Source organism: Faecalibacterium prausnitzii (genome assembly GCF_003324185.1).
Classification (GTDB): Bacteria; Bacillota; Clostridia; order Oscillospirales; family Ruminococcaceae; genus Faecalibacterium; species Faecalibacterium prausnitzii.
Genome location: NZ_PXUP01000014.1, coordinates 68,626 through 87,867, shown reverse-complemented (window position 1 = coordinate 87,867; position 19,242 = coordinate 68,626). Strand labels below are relative to the sequence as shown.

General features: G+C 59.4%; 17 protein-coding genes. 2 read left to right on the top strand and 15 right to left on the bottom strand.

Features of this window, described 5'->3' with window-relative positions:
- Nucleotides 1-524 precede the first annotated feature (524 nt).
- The 12 genes from C7J97_RS10600 to C7J97_RS10545 form a co-directional block, all read right to left on the bottom strand.
- Entirely contained in the window at nt 525-1,433 is a 909-nt protein-coding gene (locus C7J97_RS10600) for a CPBP family intramembrane glutamic endopeptidase (RefSeq protein ID WP_113992949.1), read from the bottom strand.
- The gene (locus tag C7J97_RS10595) at nt 1,430-1,741 is read right to left on the bottom strand and encodes a heavy metal-binding domain-containing protein (protein ID WP_113620855.1); all 312 of its coding nucleotides are present in this window, start codon (nt 1,739-1,741) and stop codon (nt 1,430-1,432) included. The genes C7J97_RS10600 and C7J97_RS10595 overlap by 4 nt, the downstream gene beginning before the upstream one ends.
- Nucleotides 1,722-2,375, bottom strand: coding sequence for a MerR family transcriptional regulator (locus tag C7J97_RS10590; RefSeq protein ID WP_005920447.1), 654 nt, complete (start codon nt 2,373-2,375; stop codon nt 1,722-1,724). The genes C7J97_RS10595 and C7J97_RS10590 overlap by 20 nt, the downstream gene beginning before the upstream one ends.
- Nucleotides 2,376-2,484: 109 nt before the next feature.
- Complete coding sequence (locus tag C7J97_RS10585) at nt 2,485-3,672, bottom strand: DEAD/DEAH box helicase (protein ID WP_015537546.1); 1,188 nt, start codon at nt 3,670-3,672, stop codon at nt 2,485-2,487.
- Between the two features lie 128 nt (nt 3,673-3,800).
- Nucleotides 3,801-4,103, bottom strand: coding sequence for an HU family DNA-binding protein (locus C7J97_RS10580; protein ID WP_005920451.1), 303 nt, complete (start codon nt 4,101-4,103; stop codon nt 3,801-3,803).
- 215 nt (nt 4,104-4,318) lie between these two features.
- Entirely contained in the window at nt 4,319-7,570 is a 3,252-nt protein-coding gene (gene carB / locus C7J97_RS10575; RefSeq protein ID WP_113992950.1) for a carbamoyl-phosphate synthase large subunit, read from the bottom strand.
- Nucleotide 7,571: 1 nt separating this feature from the next.
- Complete coding sequence (locus tag C7J97_RS10570) at nt 7,572-8,678, bottom strand: carbamoyl phosphate synthase small subunit (RefSeq protein WP_113992951.1); 1,107 nt, start codon at nt 8,676-8,678, stop codon at nt 7,572-7,574.
- Nucleotides 8,679-8,709: 31 nt separating this feature from the next.
- Complete coding sequence (gene pyrE, locus C7J97_RS10565) at nt 8,710-9,303, bottom strand: orotate phosphoribosyltransferase (RefSeq protein ID WP_005920457.1); 594 nt, start codon at nt 9,301-9,303, stop codon at nt 8,710-8,712.
- 137 nt (nt 9,304-9,440) lie between these two features.
- A complete protein-coding gene (locus C7J97_RS10560; RefSeq protein WP_005920459.1) occupies nt 9,441-10,367 on the bottom strand; it encodes a dihydroorotate dehydrogenase in 927 nt (308 codons plus the stop codon).
- Nucleotides 10,367-11,140: a dihydroorotate dehydrogenase electron transfer subunit gene (locus C7J97_RS10555; protein WP_005920461.1), complete on the bottom strand. Its 774-nt coding sequence runs from the start codon at nt 11,138-11,140 to the stop codon at nt 10,367-10,369. The genes C7J97_RS10560 and C7J97_RS10555 overlap by 1 nt, the downstream gene beginning before the upstream one ends.
- Nucleotides 11,121-11,987 carry an orotidine-5'-phosphate decarboxylase gene (gene pyrF / locus C7J97_RS10550; RefSeq protein ID WP_112121412.1) on the bottom strand — a complete coding sequence of 289 codons (867 nt, stop codon included), beginning with the start codon at nt 11,985-11,987 and terminating at the stop codon, nt 11,121-11,123. The genes C7J97_RS10555 and pyrF overlap by 20 nt, the downstream gene beginning before the upstream one ends.
- 158 nt (nt 11,988-12,145) lie before the next feature.
- Nucleotides 12,146-13,336 carry a dihydroorotase gene (locus tag C7J97_RS10545; RefSeq protein WP_113992952.1) on the bottom strand — a complete coding sequence of 397 codons (1,191 nt, stop codon included), beginning with the start codon at nt 13,334-13,336 and terminating at the stop codon, nt 12,146-12,148.
- 26 nt (nt 13,337-13,362) lie between these two features.
- Between C7J97_RS10545 and C7J97_RS14870 the strand changes: the two genes are divergently transcribed.
- Nucleotides 13,363-13,677 (top strand): hypothetical protein, encoded by a 315-nt coding sequence (locus C7J97_RS14870; RefSeq protein WP_207657569.1) that lies wholly within the window; start codon nt 13,363-13,365, stop codon nt 13,675-13,677.
- Nucleotides 13,678-13,804: 127 nt separating this feature from the next.
- On the top strand, nt 13,805-14,476 hold the full coding sequence (gene epsC / locus C7J97_RS10540; protein ID WP_097779311.1) for a serine O-acetyltransferase EpsC: 672 nt from the start codon (nt 13,805-13,807) through the stop codon (nt 14,474-14,476).
- Between the two features lie 74 nt (nt 14,477-14,550).
- Here epsC and C7J97_RS10535 read toward each other — a convergent pair whose 3' ends face one another.
- The 3 genes from C7J97_RS10535 to ftsZ all read right to left on the bottom strand — a co-directional run bounded on the left by C7J97_RS10535 (nt 14,551) and on the right by ftsZ (nt 19,189).
- On the bottom strand, nt 14,551-16,926 hold the full coding sequence (locus tag C7J97_RS10535; protein WP_113992953.1) for a diguanylate cyclase domain-containing protein: 2,376 nt from the start codon (nt 16,924-16,926) through the stop codon (nt 14,551-14,553).
- A 450-nt stretch (nt 16,927-17,376) separates the two neighbouring features.
- Entirely contained in the window at nt 17,377-17,934 is a 558-nt protein-coding gene (locus C7J97_RS10530; RefSeq protein WP_113992954.1) for a hypothetical protein, read from the bottom strand.
- 79 nt (nt 17,935-18,013) lie between these two features.
- Complete coding sequence (gene ftsZ / locus C7J97_RS10525) at nt 18,014-19,189, bottom strand: cell division protein FtsZ (protein WP_015537539.1); 1,176 nt, start codon at nt 19,187-19,189, stop codon at nt 18,014-18,016.
- Nucleotides 19,190-19,242: the final 53 nt, after the last annotated feature.

Sequence of the window (19,242 nt, the reverse complement as noted above, 5' to 3'; positions counted from 1 at the left end):
CGCTCAGGACGCAATCGCTTGCGTCCTGTGTGAATTACTTTGTTTGGAATTGTTTACCGTGTTTTTCCAACACGAAAATAGGTTCCGTTACAAGTTCTTTCGATATTGTTCAATTTTCAAGGTCCTGTGCGCCGCAGCCTTGCGGCTGACGACTTGATTATTTTACCACAGAAGCGGTTTTTTGTCAAGCACTTTTTTGAGAAGCTTTTGAAGTTTTCTGAACTTGGAGCGCTTCAGGTTTCTCGGTATCAGCCGGAACTTTTCAGCGTCTATTGGTTCTTTTCAAGGGCTTCCTGCTGAGGCTTCAGAAGTCATTCTTTTGTCTCAGCGCTTGGCGCTCACATATAGTACCATACCGCAACCACTTTTGCAAGCCTTTTTTACATTTTTTTCGCCTTTTTTTGCACTTTGTATACATCATCCAGTTTTTCGCTCAGTTTCAGGGTTTGTTTTGAGCTTTCTTTCACCATTTCTGCGCAAAAACAGCCGCCGCACAAAAAGTGCAGCGGCTGTTGCCTTAGGATTCAGTTCTTTTCTTCCTGCTTCATCTCCCGCAGGGTCAGCCAGACCGCTGCCGCCAGCATCGGCAGCGCTGCGATCAAGCCAATGGGCATGGGACCCAGTACATTATAATAAGCATCCGCCGGGGTAACCAGCACCTGCGGCAGCGCTGCAATGGCATTGAACGCTCCATGCGCAATGGCGGGCACCCAAATGCACTCCGTTTTCTCGTAGAGGATATCCAACAGGGTGTTCAGGGCAAAGCAGACCACGCACCACACCACCAGACCCAGCAGGGGTGCGCCCAAGTAATTGGTACCGTATTCGTAGCCCACCAGCAGCATCAGCGGCCAATGCCAGACGCCCCACACAACGCCACCCAGCAGACGGCCATTCAGCAGACCGAACCGCTCCTTCAGGCGGGGCATCATATAGCCGCGCCAGCCGACCTCCTCGCCCAGTGCGGGGAACATATTGATGGCTGGGGCAAGGAGCACCGCAAACAGCCCGTTTTGCAGCAGATAACTGAGGGTGGAGACCCCCAGCTGACTGCGCAGAGTCTGGGCGTCCATCTCACCGCCGTAGGCGGCTACCAGCCAGCTGCCGGAAAAGTCCAGCCGGGAGGGGAACACGGCAAAATACAGCACCGCACCCAGCAGAGTGAGCACCGCCGGGCCGAACCATGCCGCCAGCCAGAACCGCCGCTTGCCCTGCACCTTCCAGCCGATGCCGGTGGGCTGGCGCAGAAATGCCTTTTGCACCAGCAGTACCGCCAGCAGCGGGCAGAACATGGTAACGATGAGCGCCAGCTGATACAGCACGGCATTATTCTGCTGCAAAAGCGCCATGCAGCCGCCGACCTGACACAGCCACGCCATGCCGAAGGCGAACAGGAAGTACAGGCCGAAGCCCTGTTTTTCTTTTGCTGTCATACGAACTTCACCGCCGTTCCGTAAGCGATCACCTCTGCCGCGCCCTGCATGACGCTGGCGGAGGCGTACCGCATTCCCACAATGGCATCCGCGCCAAGGCTTTCCGCGTCCTTGACCATGCGCCCGGTGGCGATCTGCCGGGCTTCGGTAAGCATCTCGGCATAGTCAGTCACTTCGCCGCCCACAAGGGTGCGGAAACCGGCCATCATGTCGTGGCCGAGGTTGCGGCTCTGCACCGTGCTGCCCCGCACCACACCCAGCGCTTCCAGCTTTTTGCCCGGGATCTCGTTAATAGTTACGATAAGCATCTTCTTCTCCCTTTCCGATCTCTTCGATCCGATCCAGCAGCACCTTCAGGGTGCCTACGATGCAGCCCGCCGGGATGCCGAACATCACCACCAGCAGCGGCAGCGGCGGGGCATCCTGCGGATCGGTATAGATTGCCCAGCCCATGATCGCCATTACAAAAGCCATCATGGTCACAAAAAGGGCGGCACCGATGCAGGCACCCCGGATGCGGCGGGTCTTTTGGTCGGTACGTTCAATGTTCACAAAAGTCACTCCCTGTTCTTCCCGTGCGGTCAGACGCGCCAGCGTCTGCTCCACATCCAGTTGTTCCAGAGGGCCGTTCTCCTGTTGGAGCAGCGTGCAAAAACCGATTGCTTCTTCCAAGTCGGCGCGGCGGCTGCGCAGACGTTCCAGCTGCTGGCTCATGCCCTCGGCCAGCGTGCGCTGCCCTTCCAGCATCTCCCGGATCTCTGCCAGCGGCACGTCCAGCTTACGCAGCAGCTTGATGCGGCGCAGGCGCTCCACATCCGCCTGCGAGTAACTGCGGTAGCCGTTGCCCGGCTCCCGGCTGGGGCTGATAAGCCCCTCTTCCTCGTAAAAACGGATGTTCTTTTTGGTCACGCCGACGGCGGCTTCCACTTCGTTGATCTTCATGGGTCACGACCCCCTCCTTACGGGAGTATTCTACACCTTCCACAAAGGGGAAGGTCAAGCCTTTTTGCAAAAAGAGCCGCCGCACAAGGTCGTACAGCAGCTCCTTCCTTTAAAAATAGCACTTGATCTGGAAACGGTCGGCGTTGTCCTGCTTTTTCTCCACCACGATATGCTCGTGGTTGAAGTCAAAGTGCACCGGGGTGCACAGGTCGGTGTTGCGGGTCAGGCGCAGCAACTCCTGCACACGCTTCTTTTCCTCCGGCACATAGAACAGGTAGCTTACGCCCTCCTTTTTGGCGCGGCCGGTGCGGCCGATGCGGTGGGTGTAGTGCTCGTTCTCGCTGGGCACATCATAGTTGATGACAGCATCCACATCCGAGACGTCAATACCGCGGGCAGCCACATCCGTAGCCACCAGAATGGCCAGCTTGCCGTCCCGGAAGGCCTGCATGATCTGGTTGCGCTCCTTCTGGGAGAGGTCGCCGTGCAGGCAGTCCACCGAGAAGCCCAGCCGTGCCAGCTGATTTGCCAGCGTGGCGGTGTTGAACTTGGTATCGCAGAACACCATCACCCGCTTGTATCCCTCGCCGATGATGATCTGTGCCAGATCCGACAGCTTGTTGCGGCCGGAGGTCTCCAGCATATACTGGGTGATCTTGGGCTGGCTCTCCTCCCGGGGCTGCACGGTGATCTCCTCGGCGTTGTGCTGGTACAGCCAGCCGATATCCATCACCTCGCGGCTGATGGTGGCGGAGAACATGGACAGCGCCTTGCGTGCCTTCATCATCTCGATGATGTGGCGCACATCCTTATAAAAGCCCATGTTTAGCATCTCGTCGGCCTCGTCCAGCACGATCTGGGTCACATGGGAGATATCAATGCTGTGGTGTTTATAGTGATCCATCAGCCGTCCCGGGGTAGCTACCACGATCTGGCAGCCCTCGGCCAGACGCTTTGCCTGCTTTTCCATATTGGCGCCGCCGTACACACAGGCCACCTGCACCTCGGGCATAAAGTAGGTGAGGTTGGTCAGCTCCTCGGCGATCTGCTGGGCAAGTTCCCGGGTGGGTGCCATAATAACGGCCTGCGGGTATTTATTTTCCGGCTGGATATGCTCCACCACCGGGATGCCGAAGGCACAGGTCTTACCGGTGCCGGTGGGTGCCTTGGCGATGACATCATGCCCGGCCAGCATGAGGGGGATGGTCTTTTCCTGAATCTCGGTCATTTCGGCAAAGCCCATGCGTTCCACGGCCTTGTGGATGGCTTCGCTGCACTGCAACTCGCTGTAAAGCATTTGGACAACTCCGTTCTTTGTGGCGTTTTTCTCGTTGCAACAAGTATAGCATGAAATGCCGCGCTTGTCAGCAGAGAAACAAAAAGAACCGCACCCGGGGTCACGGGTACGGTTCTCAGTGTGCAGGATCAGGCGGTCTCTTCCACGCTCTTCTTGCCGGCTTCCAGCTTCTGCTTGAAGCGGCCGCTGGCCTTGAAGCCGGGGATGGAGGTGGACTCCAGCTGGCTGGAGACCTTGGTCTTGGGGTTGGTGTAAGCCTTCGGCTTGCGGGGACGCATCTCAAAGCGGCCAAAGCCGGCGATGGTCACCTTTTCGTCAGCGCGCAGGCAGTCCGCGATCTGGTCAAACATTGCATCCATCGTGGTCTCGACCTGAGCTTCGGTAAAGCCGGTCTTGCGTGCCACGGTTTCGATCATCTGGGAACGGGTCATGTATCGATATCCTCCTGGAATGTCCAAAAGTAACGTCTTTTGGCAAATTTTGCGTTGTTGAGTATAACATATTTATCGCACTGTTTTCGATGGATTGCGCACGAAATGCAGTTTATTGCACACGAACCGTATTCAGTTCCGTGCACCCCGCACAAATACAGCGCCCACCGTTTCGGCAGGCGCTGTAAAGGGCTATTTTATGCGGGTCTCAGGGCTTATTTGCCGCGGTACAGAGTGGCGATATCCACCAGCGGGATGTTTGCCAGGCTGTGCTCGCTGCGCAGGCAGTCCACCAGAGAAGCGGCGGTATCCACTGCGGTGATGCAGGGGATGCTCAGCTCCACGGCCTTGCGGCGCAGGCGGACGGAATCGCGCCGGGGGTCACGGCCCTTGGCGCTGGTGGAGAACACATAGTCCACCAGACCGCTCTGCAGCAGATCTACGATGTTGGGTGCCTCGCCGGAGATGTTGCGCACCTCGTTGCAGGGGACCATGTGCTTGTTGAGCCATGCACAGGTGCCGGAGGTACCGTAGAGCTTATAGCCCATATCCTTCAGCTTCCATGCAATATCCACGAACTCGGGCTTATCGCTGTCCTTCACGGTGAAGATGCAGCAGCTGCCCGGGCCGGGGGTCTTGAAGGTATAGCCTGCACCGATCAGACCCTTGAGCAGGGCATCGTGGTAGTTGGGCGCAATACCCAGCACCTCGCCGGTGGACTTCATCTCGGGGCCGAACTGGGTATCCACGGCGTGCAGCTTTTCAAAACTGAACACGGGTACCTTTACCGCCACATAGGGGGCGTTGGGGTGCAGACCAGTGCCGTAGCCCATATCCGTCAGCTTCTCGCCCAAGCAGCAGCGCACGGCCATATCCACCATGGGCACACCGGTGACCTTGGAGATGTAAGGCACGGTACGGGAGGAGCGGGGGTTCACCTCGATGACGTACACACGGCCATGGGAGACGGCATACTGCACATTGACCAGACCGGTGACGTGCAGCTCGCGGGCAAAGCGGCCAGTATAGTCCACCATGGTGTCGATCTCGTCCTGCGTCAGGTGCTGTGCCGGGTAGACACAGATGGAGTCGCCGGAGTGCACGCCGGTGCGCTCCACCTGCTCCATGATGCCGGGGATCAGGAAGTTTTCGCCGTCGCAGATGGCGTCCACCTCGCACTCGGTACCCATGATGTACTTATCCAGCAGCACCGGGTGATCCATGTCAACGTGCTCGGTGATAACGCCCATGTACTCGATGATGTCCGCGTTGTTGTAGGCCACGATCATGTTCTGACCGCCCAGCACATAGGAGGGGCGCATCAGCACCGGCAGACCGATCTCCTCGGCAGCGGCCAGAGCCTCGTCCAGATTGAACACGGTACGGCCCGGAGCGCGGGGGATGTTGCAGCGCTCCAGCAGCTCGTCAAAGCGCTCACGGTCCTCGGCCTCGTCGATGGCGTCCGCCGGGGTGCCCAGAATGGGCAGACCGATCTCGTCCATGTGCTTGGCCAGCTTGATGGCGGTCTGTCCGCCGAACTGCACCACGCAGGCATCCGGCTTTTCGGTGGCGATGATGTTGTCCACGCTCTCCGGGTTCAGCGGGTCGAAGTACAGACGGTCGCCGGTATCAAAGTCGGTGGAGACGGTCTCGGGGTTGTTGTTGACCAGAATGGCTTCGCAGCCGTTCTTTTTCAGCGTCCATACGCAGTGCACCGAGCAGTAGTCGAACTCGATGCCCTGACCGATACGGATGGGGCCGGAGCCAAAGACCAGAACCTTCTTCTTTTTAGGCTCACCCTTGGCAGCAGTCTCGGCTTCCTTCTCAGCGATGAAGCCTGCGGCCTCGTTGTCGCCATCGTAGGTGGAGTAGAAGTAGGGGGTATTTGCAGAGAACTCGGCAGCGCAGGTATCCACCATCTTGAAGCCGGCGCGGTAGTTCTCCACGGGCAGGGTGTCCACCTTTGCCAGACGGCGGATGGTCTTATCCTGGAAGCCGTACTTCTTGGCAGTCTTGTACTGCTCCAAAGACAGCTGGCCGTTGCACTGTGCCAGACCCTTTTCCAGATCTGCCAGATGCTGCATCTTGTCCAGGAACCACCAGTCGATCTTGGTGATATCGTAGATGACCTTGTGGTCGATGCCGCGCTTCAGTGCTTCGTACACGCAGAACACGCGCTCGGCGTCCTGAACGTGCATATGCTCCACCACTTCCTCGTCGGTCAGCTCCTCAAAGGGCTTGTGGGTCAGGGTGTCCATGCCCAGCTCAATGGAGGAAACAGCCTTCATCATGGCGGCTTCAAAGCTGTTGCCGATGCTCATCACCTCGCCGGTAGCCATCATCTGGGTGCCCAGAGACTTGTCGGCGTAGACGAACTTATCAAACGGCCACTTCGGGTACTTGACCACGATGTAGTCCAGCGCAGGCTCGAAGCAGGCGCAGGTCTTGCCGGTAACGTCGTTGGTGATCTCGTCCAGCGTGTAGCCGATGGCGATCTTGGTAGCCACCTTGGCAATGGGGTAGCCGGTAGCCTTGGAAGCCAGCGCAGAGGAGCGGGACACACGGGGGTTGACCTCGATGACCGCGTAGTCGAAGCTGTCCGGCTTCAGAGCGAACTGGCAGTTGCAGCCGCCCTCGATGCCCAGCTCGGTGATGATATCCAGTGCGGCAGTACGCAGCATCTGGTACTCGTGGTCGGTCAGGGTCTGGGAGGGAGCCACGACCACCGAGTCACCGGTGTGGATACCCACGGGGTCGAGGTTTTCCATGTTACATACGGTGATCACGTTGCCCTTGTGGTCGCGCATCACCTCGTACTCGATCTCTTTCCAGCCGGCGATGCACTTTTCCACCAAAATCTGATGGATGGGAGAAAGGCGCAGGCCGTTGGTGCCGATCTCGATCAGCTTTTCGCGGGTCTCGCAGATGCCGCCGCCGGTACCGCCCATGGTAAAGGCCGGACGCACGATGACCGGGTAGCCAATGCGGTCGGCGCAGTCCAGTGCGTCCTGCAGGTTCTCCACCACCTCAGAGGGGATGATGGGCTGGTGCAGCTTTTCCATGGTCTCCTTGAACAGCTCGCGGTCCTCGGCACGGTCGATGGTCTCGGGATTGCAGGCCAGCAGACGGATGCCGGTGCGGTCCAGATAACCGGAGCGTGCCAGCTCCATGGACAGGTTCAGACCCATCTGACCGCCGAGGTTGGGCAGCACGGAGTCCGGCTTTTCAATGTCCAGAATGCGCTCCACGACTTCCAGCGTCATGGGCTCGATATACACATGGTCGGCCACGTCCGGGTCGGTCATGATGGTAGCGGGGTTGGAGTTCAGCAGAACGGTCTCGATGCCCTCTGCTTTCAGGGCGCGGCAGGCCTGCGTGCCGGAGTAGTCAAACTCCGCAGCCTGACCAATGATGATAGGGCCGGAGCCAATGACCAGCACTTTTTTGATTCTGGGGTCCTTCGGCATTTCAGCGTGCCTCCTTTGCTGCTTTGACGTTGTTCAGGAAGCGGTCGAACAGGAATTCGGTGTCCTTGGGGCCGCCGTTTGCTTCCGGGTGGAACTGCACGGTAAAGCAGTTCCACTTTTTGTACTTGATGCCCTCGCAGGTGCCGTCGTTGGCGTTCACCTGTGCCACCTCGCCCATCTCGGCGGGCAGCTCCTCGCCCACGACCGCATAGCCGTGGTTCTGGCTGGTGATAAAGGTGCGGCCGGACTCAAAGTCGGTCACAGGCTGGTTGGCACCGCGGTGGCCGTACTTCAGCTTCATGGTCTTGGCACCGGCTGCCAGTGCGGACAGCTGGTGACCCAGACAGATGCCGAAGGTGGGGATGTTCAACTCAAAGATGTGCTTGAGGTTCTCGATGACCTCCACCGGCTCGGCGGGGTCGCCGGGGCCATTGGACAGCATGATGCCGTCCGGGGCAAGGGCCTTGATCTGGTCTGCCGTTGCAAAGGCGGGCATCACGGTCACCTTGCAGCCGCGCTTGACAAGGCAGCGCACGATGTTGCGCTTGCAGCCGTAGTGCATCAGCACGATATGGGTCTCGCCTTCCGGGTTGAACACCTCGGGTGCGGCGCAGGTCACGTTCTTTACAGCATCGGTCACGGCGTAGGCGCGGATCTCGGCCAGCAGTGCCTCGGTCTCGGCCTTATTGGCCGGGTCGGCGGGGTCAAAGGTGGTCAGGATGGCGCCGTTCATCACGCCGCTCTCCCGGATGATGCGGGTCAGGTGGCGGGTGTCGATGCCCTCGATGCCGATGGTATTGTTCTTTTTCAAAAAGCTGTCCAGCGTCTCCTCACAGCGCCAGTTGGAGGGGGTGGTACAGGCTTCGCGCACGATGTAGCCCTTTGCCCAGATGCGGTCGGACTCCATATCATCGTGGTTCATGCCGTAGTTGCCGATGAGGGGATAGGTCTGGGTGATGATCTGGCCGTAGTAGCTGGGGTCGGTCAGGGTCTCCTGAAAGCCCACCATGCCGGTGGAGAACACCACCTCGCCCACGGTCACGCCCTGCGCGCCCACGGACTGTCCGGCAAAGACCATGCCGTTTGCCAAAAGAAGATATGCGTTCATAGTTTTCCTCGTTTCAACAAAAGCTTTCAGTTTACAGGGTCTGCTTTGCTTCCTGCTTCATCTTGCGGCTGCCCAGATGCACCAGCGGCAGCTTGCCCTCCTTGCAGATGGGGCACTCCTCCGGGGTATAGTTGGGCAGGTCCAGCTTCAGGGCGCTGGCCAGAATGGGGATGGGAGACGGAGCCTCGGGCTTGGTGCGGTCCACCACACAGGTGATGCCAAGGCAGATGCCGCCGGCCTCTTCGATGACGCGCTTGGTCTCCAGAGAGGAGATGCCGGTGGTCACCACGTCCTCGGCGATGATGCACTTTTCACCCGGGTGGATGGCAAAGCGCTTCAGGCACATCACGTTGTCCACGCGCTCGGTAAAGATGGCGCGCTTGCCGGTCTGGCGGGCCAGCTCGTAGGCGTACACGATGCCGCCCATGGCAGGGCCGACGATGACGTCCACATCCATCTCCTTGACCTTGTCAGCCACAGCCTTCATCACCTCGGCGCAGCGGTCCGGGTACTGCTGCAGATAAGCCATCTGGCAGTATGCGCCGGAGTGCCGGCCGGAGGACAGCAGGAAGTGACCCTCCAGAAATGCGTCACAGCTCTTCAGAATTTCAAGTGCTTCACTCATTGTACTTCTCCCTCTCTTTTCAGTGGTGTATATTCCTTTGGGTGGTATTGTACCACGCTTTTACACTATTTGCAAATTTATGCGCCAAGTTTTATTTTATGCGCATAATTGTAGATATTTTATGGATATATCCATTTTTATTCTGCATGACGGGCGCAGCCGCGGATCTCGTCCAGCGTTTTCACACCGTTCTTGTCCATCCATGCTGCCATCTCGTTGGCAATGGTCTCCATCGCGCGGGGGTTTGCAAAGTTTGCGGCGCCCACCTGCACTGCGGTGGCACCTGCCATGATGAACTCCAGTGCATCACGGCCGGTGGCAATGCCGCCCAGACCCACCACCGGGATGTTCACGGCACCCACGGCCTGCCATACCATGCGCAGGGCGATGGGGCGCACCGCCGGGCCGGACAGACCGGCAAAAATGTTGTTGAACACCGGGCGGCGCTTTTCCAGATCAATGGCGCAGGCCTGGAAGGTGTTGGTCAGGCTGATGGCGTCCGCACCGGCGGCCTCCACAGCCTTGCACATCTCGGGGATGTTCTCGGCCTGCGGGCTCAGCTTGACCATCAGGGGCTTTTTGCAGGCAGCGCGCACCATGCGCACCACCTCACCGGCAGCTTCGGCTTTCACACCGTAGGCCATGCCGCCCACCTTGACGTTGGGGCAGGAGATGTTCAGCTCCACGATGTCCACTGCGCTTTCGCTCAGCATCGCAGCGCCTTCCACATACTCTTCCTCGCTGTGGCCGCCAAGGTTTGCAATGGCCACCGTGCCGTACTTCTGCTTCAGTTCCAGCATCTCGGGCAGCTCCACGTCAATAAAGTGCTGCACGCCGGGGTTCTGCAGGCCGATGCTGTTGATGAGGCCGGAGGGGGTCTCCCACAGGCGCTCGCCCTTGTTGCCGTACTGGCCGTGCAGGGTAAGCCCCTTGCCGGAGATGCCGCCGATTTTAGCAAAATCGGCCAGTTCCTCGTACTCCACACCGTAGCCCACAGTGCCGGATGCGCCGATGACCGGGCTGTTCATCACAAAGCCCAGCAGGTTGGTTTTCAGGTCTGCCATCAGAAGAACACCTCCGTTGCGTCAAATACAGGGCCGTTCTTGCACACGCTCTTGCCCTCGCCGCCCTTGGTCTCGCAGGTGCAGCCAAGGCAGGCGCCAATGCCGCAGGCCATCTTCTTTTCCATGCTCACAAAGCAGGGGGTGCCTTTTTCCGCACACAGGCGGGCGGCGTTCTTCATCATCACGGTGGGGCCGCACACCAGCACCACGTCGTAATCGGCGGGGTCGTACAGCTGGGTGACAAAGCCGTGGAAGCCCACCGCACCGGTATCGGTGGACACCTTGACGAGGTTTGCGATGCTGCGGTACTCCTCCATGCAGTAGGGGGTGTCGCGGAAGCCAAAGAACACATCCGGCTTTGCCCCGGCAGCGGCCAGCTCGCGGGTAAGCTGGAACATGGGCGCGGTGCCGATGCCGCCGCCCACCACGGCGATCTTTTTATACTTGCTCAGGATGTCCGGCACATCAAAGCCGTTGCCCATGGGGCCGGTAAGCTGGAAGGTATCCTGCTGCTTGAGCTGTGCCAGCTTTTCGGTGCCCTCGCCCACCACCTGATACAAAAACTCGATGGTGCTGCTGTCCGGGTTCCAGCGGTGCACGCTGATGGGACGGGACAGGAAGGGGGCCTCGTCTGCGCCCCAGGAGCGCAGGGTGAAGAACTGGCCTGCGTGGGGGGCGTGGTCGCGGTCCGGCCACACCACGGTCAGCAGGCGGATGTCCGGGGCAATGACCTCATTGCGCAGGACGGTGGCTTCACAGCAGGCTGCACGCATGAGCAATGGCCTCCTTCATGTTCACACACTCATTGTAAGCGGCCTCGTCAAAGGCAACGCCCGGCTGCTTTTTGTAAGCCAGCAGGATGCCGCGGCTGGAGTTGACCACGCCGCCGTTGCCCTTGGTCAGGTACTGGGCGATATCCTCGGCCTTGCCGCCCTGTGCGCCGTAGCCGGGGATCAGGAAGAAGCTGTCCTGATACTTTGCGCGGATCTCGGTGGCTTCCTCGATATGGGTGCCGCCGATGACCAGACCGATGGAGGAGTAGCCGTGCTCGCCCATGTAGTCCTTGCCCAGCGCATTCAGCTTGTCGCCCACCAGATCGTAGACGTGGCGGCCGTCGGCCAGCTTCTCGTACTCAAAGTCCTTGGCACCGCCGTTGGAGGTGCGGCAGAGCACGAACATACCCTTGCCCTGCTTTTCGGCGTAGGGCAGATAGGGGCTGATGGAGTCCAGACCCATGTAGGGTGCCAGCGTAACGAAATCGCTCTCAAAATCGCCGGTGAAGTGACCCATGGCGTACATCTCGGCGGTCTTGGCGATATCGCCGCGCTTGATATCCGCGATCACCGGCACACCGGCCTCGCGCACAGCCTTCAGGGTGTCAGCGTAGGCCTTCATGCCCTCCAGACCCAGCGACTCATAATAAGCGATCTGCACCTTGTAGCAGCCGGCCACAGCCTTGGTGGCATCAATGAGCTTTTTGTTGAAGCGCACGATGTTCTCGCCCTTGGTCAGGGTGCTGTCCACAAAATCGGCGGGCAGGTAGCTGAAATCGGTGTCCAGACCCACGCACACCGGGCCGCGAGCCTCCACAGCTTCGTACAGTTTGTCCATGTTCGTCATTTGGGTGTCCTCCTATTTGTTCTCTGTTATATTAGGTATCGTTATATCGCATCTTGTAAGCGTCCTCGCCCTCTCAGCCTCACTTCGTTCGGCAGCTCTCCCAAAGGGAGAGCCAAGCCACTTGCCGTAAGGCTTTGCCTGAGAGGGTTTCGTTCTTTTTACTCCTCGGCCTGATAGGTGATCTTACCGGCCTTGATGGTGGCAAACACCTTGCCGTAGAGCTGTACACCGTCAAAGGGGGTGTTGTGGCTCTTGGAGTGCAGCTTTTCCTTTTCCACCGTGTAGGGGGTGTCCAGATCCACCAGCACAAAGTCGGCATCGAAGCCCGGCTCCAGCTGACCCTTGGCAAGACCCAGGATCTCGGCGGGGCGTGTGCTCATCAGATGCACCAGCAGCTCCAGCGGCAGACCCTCCTGCTTGCAGAGCTTGGTGTAGCACACGCCGAAGGCGGTCTCGCTGCCCACCATACCGGCCATGCCCTTCAGCTTATCTTCCTCAGAGTGAGGTGCATGGTCGGTGGCAATGGCGTCCACGATGCCGGTGCGGATGCCCTCCACCAGCGCCTCCACGTCATCGGCGGTGCGAATGGGCGGGTTGACCCGGTAGTCGCAGGTATCGTTGGTGAACCACAGGTGGTGGGGAGTCACCTCACAGGTGACGGGTGCGCCCCGCAGCTTTGCCATACGGATGGCGTCCAGCGCGCCCCGGGTGGACACATGGCACATGTGCAGCCGGGTCTGGTAATACTCGCTCAGCCAGCAGTTGCGCACCGTCTCGATATCCTCGGCAAGACGGTAGTCCCACGGGCTGATCTCCATATCCTCGGCGTGGCTCATGACCGTGATGTCCTTCTGGGTGCAGATGGCAAAAGCCCGCGCCATGGTGGCGTTATCCTGCACGCCATGGCCGTCCTCGGTGATGAACTTCACGCTGGCGGGCAGGGTCTTGAGGTGGTCGATGCTCACACCGTCAAAGTTCTCGGTGATGGAGACGGTCTGGTTTGCATCGCACAGCCCCACCTCGGCGGCTTTCTGCTCCACCATCATGGCCTGTGCGGCGGAAGAGCAGACGGGCTTTGTGTTGGGCATCAGGTTTACAAAGGTGTAACCACCGGCGGCGGCGGCGCGGCTGCCGGTCTCGATGTCCTCCTTGTACTCAAAGCCCGGGGTGCGCCAGTGGCAGTGCAGGTCCACAAATGCGGGCAGCACCGTCAACCCACCGGCATCCACCACCGTCTCGTTCTCGGCGGCAAGGGCGGAAAGATCCTGCCCTACGGCAGCGATCTTGCCATCCTTTACATAGATCTCGAGCGGCCGTCCCTCGGTGTTCACAGCGTTTGTCAGCAGCATCGCGATTCCCTCCTGTAATGGTATTTTTGTGTATCAAACGCCCGAAAACGGGCAAAAAAAAACTTTTCCCCGCAAAGGGAAAAGCTCATTGCGCAAAAAAAGGAAACAACGAAGCCACGGCAAAACCGGACGCGAACTGCTTGTTCAGTTTCGGGTTCTGGGCGCTGCACAGCATGGTGTTTCTCCTTTTTATGATGGTTGCGTTTTCATTCGTATTATTTTATCATAGAACCGCAAAATATGTCAATGGCTGCGCGCAAAAACAGGTGCTAAAAGGTTTCTGGTATCTCTCGCCGAATTTTGGATACTCTACCCAAAACCCGGGCCATGCGGCAAAATAAATGCCATTTTGTTCCACAATCCCTAGCGCGGCACTGTACTTTCGTCTCCTGCTGTGCTATTATAATACGGTAAAAGGGAGAGCCCCGCCGCGTGGGCGGGTGTTTATGGGAAAGAGAGGTTTTCCGCATGGGTTTACTTGAGGACGCGCGGAACATCCAGCGCAAGGACCCCGCCGCACGCAGCGTGCTGGAGGTAATGCTGCTGTACCCGGGATTCCATATTCTGGTGTACCACCGCATTGCGCATTGGCTGTACGAGCACAAGCACTTTTTTCTGGCACGGTGGGTCAGCCAGCATGGCCGCCACCGCACCGGCATCGAGATCCACCCGGGTGCCACCATCGGCAAGTGTCTGTTCATCGACCATGGCATGGGCATCGTGTTCGGCGAGACCTGCGAGATCGGGGATAACTGCACCATCTACCACGGGGTAACGCTGGGCGGCACCGGCAAAGATACCGGCAAACGCCACCCCACCTTGGGCAATAACGTGCTTATCGGCGCGGGCACCAAGGTGCTGGGCCCGGTATTCATCGGGGATAACGCCCGCATCGGTGCGGGCAGCGTGGTGCTGCGCAACCTGCCCGCCAACTGCACCGCCGTGGGCGTACCCGCCGAGGTGGTGCGCATCAACAACAAGGCGGTGAACCCCGCCGACGATCTGGACCAGCAGGATCTGCCGGACATCGTCTCGCAGCGGCTCACCGATCTGGATCGCCGCCTGAGCCAGCTGGAAAAAGCGGCGCAGGGCGATATCCCGCCCACTGCCGCGCAGATCGCCGCCCGGCAGCGGAAATAAAAAATCCTTTTGATAAAAAGAGGAGACAGGCTTCCCGGAAAGGGTCGCCTGTCTCTTTTTGTTGTCAGCTGCGGTTATAGCACCTGCTCACCGTTTTCTTTATTGCAGTACATCCGGGCATCGGCCTGCCGGATGGCCTCGGTCAGGGGCTGCACATTGCACACGCCGCCAATGCTTACCGAAAGCCGGAGCTCCGGGTGGCTGGGCACCCGTGCCGCCTGCACAGCGTTCTGCACCCGCCGGATGACGCTTTCTACGCCGTCAGGGCAGTTCTGGGGCATCAGCAGCAAAAATTCATCGCCGCCGTAGCGGATCAGAATATCGGTCTGGCGCAGGCAGCTTTGCATGGCTGCGGCCACGGTTTGCAGCGCCTCGTCCCCTACCAGATGCCCAAACCTGTCGTTGACCGACTTGAACTGGTTCACATCGATCATGGCTACACCGCCGTGCATCTCGCCCCCGGCAAGGAACTTATCAAAATAGCGGCGGGTGTAGGCCCCGGTCAGGGGGTCTACGAAGGCGCTGCGTTCCATGCCGTCGCAGCGGTCCAGCAGCAGCCGGTGGCCGCCCATATCCAGCCAGCGGCCATCCGTCAGCCGGGTGACCAGTTCCAGCATACAGCCCCTGCCGCCTACCTCGATATACTTGGAAATGACAAAATAAGCTTCCTCGTCCTTGAACTCGATCTTATTCAGAATGGTCTTGCGGGCGTAGGCTTTGGCCGAGATGCAGTTTTCGCACCGGGTATCCCGGTTCCATACCATGTGACAGTTGCCGGGCTTTTCGGTCAGGATTCCGTCGCTGTCCAGCGCAAGCACCTTGCGGTGCTCCGGGTCTACCAGACGCACCACATCAAAGATGCCCTGCAGCCGCCGCAGGAAATGGGCGGGGTCCTCCTCCGGGTCGGTCGTGGTCAGCAGCTCGGCCTGATGCTCCACGCGGTGCTGTTCATCGGTGAGCTGCCCCAGCACGTTCACGCAGCGGCGCACCCCGGCACCGCTCCAGATGGTGTGCAGCGCCATCCGGTGCAGGTGCGGCTTCCCGTCCCGCTCCACCATGACCGGCAGCACAACGTCCGGTGCTTCCGGCGTGGCGCGGCTGATGGCCTTGGAAAGCTTGCGCTGATCCTGCTCGTTCAAAAAGCCAAGTCCCCTGCCCTGTGCAAAATCGGTCACCGTTTTTTGCTGCAAGGGCTCGGCATGGTAGTCATACACGGTCACGCTGCCTGCCAGCAGGTCGTAGTCGAACCGGATGCCGCCGCACTGGGCGGCGTAGAAATCCGTGCGTTCCTTTTCCTGTTCCAGCAGCAGCTGGGAGTGGTTTTCCCGGGGCAGCGCCTCCCGGTGCAAAATCTCCTCGGAAAGGCGGTGGGTCTCCTGCCGAAAGCCCCGGTCCCACTCCGATCGGGCCAGCTCGGTGCGCAGCTGCTCCGAGGACTCTCGCAGGCAGCCCAGCAGCAGCGGGTTGAACGCGCCGCACTCGCCGTTCAGGATCATGCGCAGCGCGGTGTCGTGGTCGTAGGCGTGCTTATAGCAGCGCTCGCTGGTCAAAGCGTCGTATACGTCTGCCAGTGCCACCACCTGCGCCGCAATGGGAATCTCGTCCCCTTTCAGCCGGTCGGGGTAGCCATTGCCGTCCCAGCGCTCGTGGTGCCAGCGACAGATGGCGTGCGCCACCTGCAAAAGCGGCTCGTCCCGGGCAATCGCCTGTCCCAGATCCTGCAGCATCTGTGCGCCCGCCACGGTATGGTTTTTGATAATGGCAAACTCCTCGGCAGTCAGGCGGCCGGGCTTGTTCAGGATCTCCTCCGGGATGACGATCTTGCCGATATCATGCAGCGCCGAAGCGGTGCTGATGAGGGCGATATCGCTTTCATCCAGCTGATAACGGTCGGTCTTTTGCACCAGCTGATGCAAAAGCAGGTCGGTCAGGGTGCGGATGTGCAGGACATGCAGCCCGCTTTCGCTGTTGCGGAACTCCACCACATGGCTCAGGATGCTGATCATCAGCACACTGTTATGCTCTTTTTCGTACACCTGATCGGTGACAAGGCGGGTGAGCCGCTTTTGCTTGGCGTACAGCATGAGGATATTCTTCACCCGGCGTATAATCATGATCCGCTCGAAGGGGCGGCGGATATAGTCTGCCACACCCAGATCATAGGCACGCTCAATGTTGGCGGTATCCTCTGCCGCCGAGATGACGATGACCGGGATCTCGTCCAGCCATGCGTGATACTTCATCACCCGCAGCACGTCAAAGCCATCCATGCCCGGCATCATCAGGTCCAGCAGCAGCAGGGAGATATCCGTGCGCTGCCGCATCAGTTCCACTGCCGCTGCGCCATCCTCCGCCTCCAGATAGTCATAGCCATCGCCCAGTATCTCCTTGAGCAGGGCACGGTTGATCTCGGAATCATCCGCGATCAGAATCTTCGGTTTCTCGTTCATGGCCATGTTTCTCCTTTTGCGGTGCATCCTTCTGCCCCGGCTTTGTTCCGGGCACACCGTCCGCACTGACTGGATGTAATAGGTTTTCCATAGCATCCGCTTTATTGCATTCACTTATACTTTACTGGATTTTACAGCAAAATGCAAGACTGAGCGCAGCATTTTCTGCCATTTTCCGGTATTTTCCGCAAACGTTTTCATTCCCGGTTGTATAAATGCAATCCAATTTTTACAGTACCCTTTGCAACCGTTGTTCGAAAGCAAGCCGTTTGTCGTTACAGCCCTTCCTGTGAAAATGCGGTTGCCGCGCTCCGCAGAGCGCGGCAACCGCGAAATATAAACCTTATTTCCGCTGATGATGCGCAGAGCAAAGCGGAGCGCATTTTAAATCGTTCCACGCAGAAAGAAAAAAGGACTGCTGCGCAAAACACGCAGCAGTCCTTTTAAGATTCATTCTTGGGGCATCATGGCATCAAACCATCCCATCAGCTCCGCAGCCATCTGTTCCAGCCGGGTCTCCGGCTGCCATGCAGGCTGTGCAGGCTCCGGGGGCAGTGCCTGTTCCGGGGCGCAGAGGCTTTCTTCCGTTTCCGGTGCAGGCTGTTCCGGTGTAGCCTCGCACTGCGGCACAGCCTCGGGGGCGGTGTCCGGCTGCGCAGGTGTTTCCGGGGCGGTCTGCTGCATGGCGGCAAGAGCAGCCTCGGCTCTGCGGCAGGCGGCTTCGGCCTTTTCTGCCCGGGCATTGGCCTGTTCCAGCTGCTCCCACGCCTGCTCACAGGCGGCTTCCAGCTCTGCATTATCATGCTTGAGGGCAAGCAGCGTGCGCTCAAAGGCGAACATCCGGGTCTGATACCGGCGCACCTCGGCGCGTGCCGCAGCCAGCTTGCGGCTCAGCTGCTCTGCCTGTGCCCGGGCGCTTTCCGCCTGTGCTGCGGCAGATGCCTGTACAGCGGCCTGCCGGGCAAATTGTCCGCGCAGGGCACCGGTCTCCCGCTCTGTCTGCACCATGATGCCCTCCCATGCACACCTTGCACGGGGCTTTCGCTGACCGCATGGGCGCAGCTGCCAGCCCCATTGTAGCCTGTAATTACTTCCGCTTGTTCAGGATGGCCAGCAGCTCGTCGTAGTAACGGTTGTCGCTGCTTTCCTCTTCCACGGCCTTCTTTTCAGCCGGAGCAGCAGCCGGGGCGGCATTGGATGCCGGGGCTGCGCTTGCGCCGGTATCGCTGCTGAACACCGCAGACGGCACAGACTGTGCACCGCCCATGGCGTTGTTGATGCTGTTGCGCAGATCACTGGCGCTCTTGTTGTCAAAGCCGGTGGCCACAACGGTCACGCGCATCTCGTCGGACAGGTTCTCATCAAAGGCAGTACCCCAGATGATGTTTGCATCGGGATGTGCGCTCTGGGTGATGAGGCCTGCGGCGGTCTCCACATCCTCCAGACCGATGTCCGGGCTGGAAGTGATGTTGATGATAACGCCGTGCGCACCGGCAATGCTGGTCTCCAGCAGCGGGCTGGAGATAGCAGCCTTGGCGGCGTTCTCGGCCTTGCCTGCACCCTTGGCGCTGCCCACGCCCATGTGGGCGTAGCCGGCATCCTTCATGATGGAGCGCACGTCGGCGAAGTCCAGGTTGATGAAGGCGGGCACGTTGATCAGGGCAGAGATGGACTCAACGCCCTGACGCAGCACGTTGTCGGCAGCCTGGAAGGCGTTCATCAGGGTGATCTTTTCCTGGCTGATCATCTTCAGGCGCTCGTTGGGGATGACGATCAGGCTGTCAACGTGCATCAGCAGGTTGGCAATGCCCTGCTCGGCCAGACCCATCTTGCGCTTGCCCTCAAAGGAGAAGGGCTTGGTAACGATGCCAACGGTCAGGATGCCCAGATCGTGTGCCACCTCGGCCACAACGGGTGCCGCACCGGTGCCGGTGCCGCCGCCCATACCGGCAGTGATAAAGACCATCTGGGAGCCCTTGAGGGCATTGGCGATCTCGTCCTTGCTTTCTTCAGCGGCGCGCTGGCCGATCTCCGGGTCTGCACCCGCACCGCGACCCTTGGTCAGCTTGGAACCCAACTGCACCTTGACCGAGGCATGGTTCTTAGCCAGTGCCTGCTGGTCAGTATTCATTGCGATGAACTCCACGCCCTGCAGGCCATCGCTCACCATGCGGTTCACAGCGTTGCCGCCGCCGCCGCCCACACCGATCACCTTGATCGTCGTAACGTTTTCGTCCAGTTCTTCATCGAGCATCAATGCCATAACTTTGTCCTCCATCGGATTTTTATGTGGAACTGCGCAAAAGCCGCACAGAA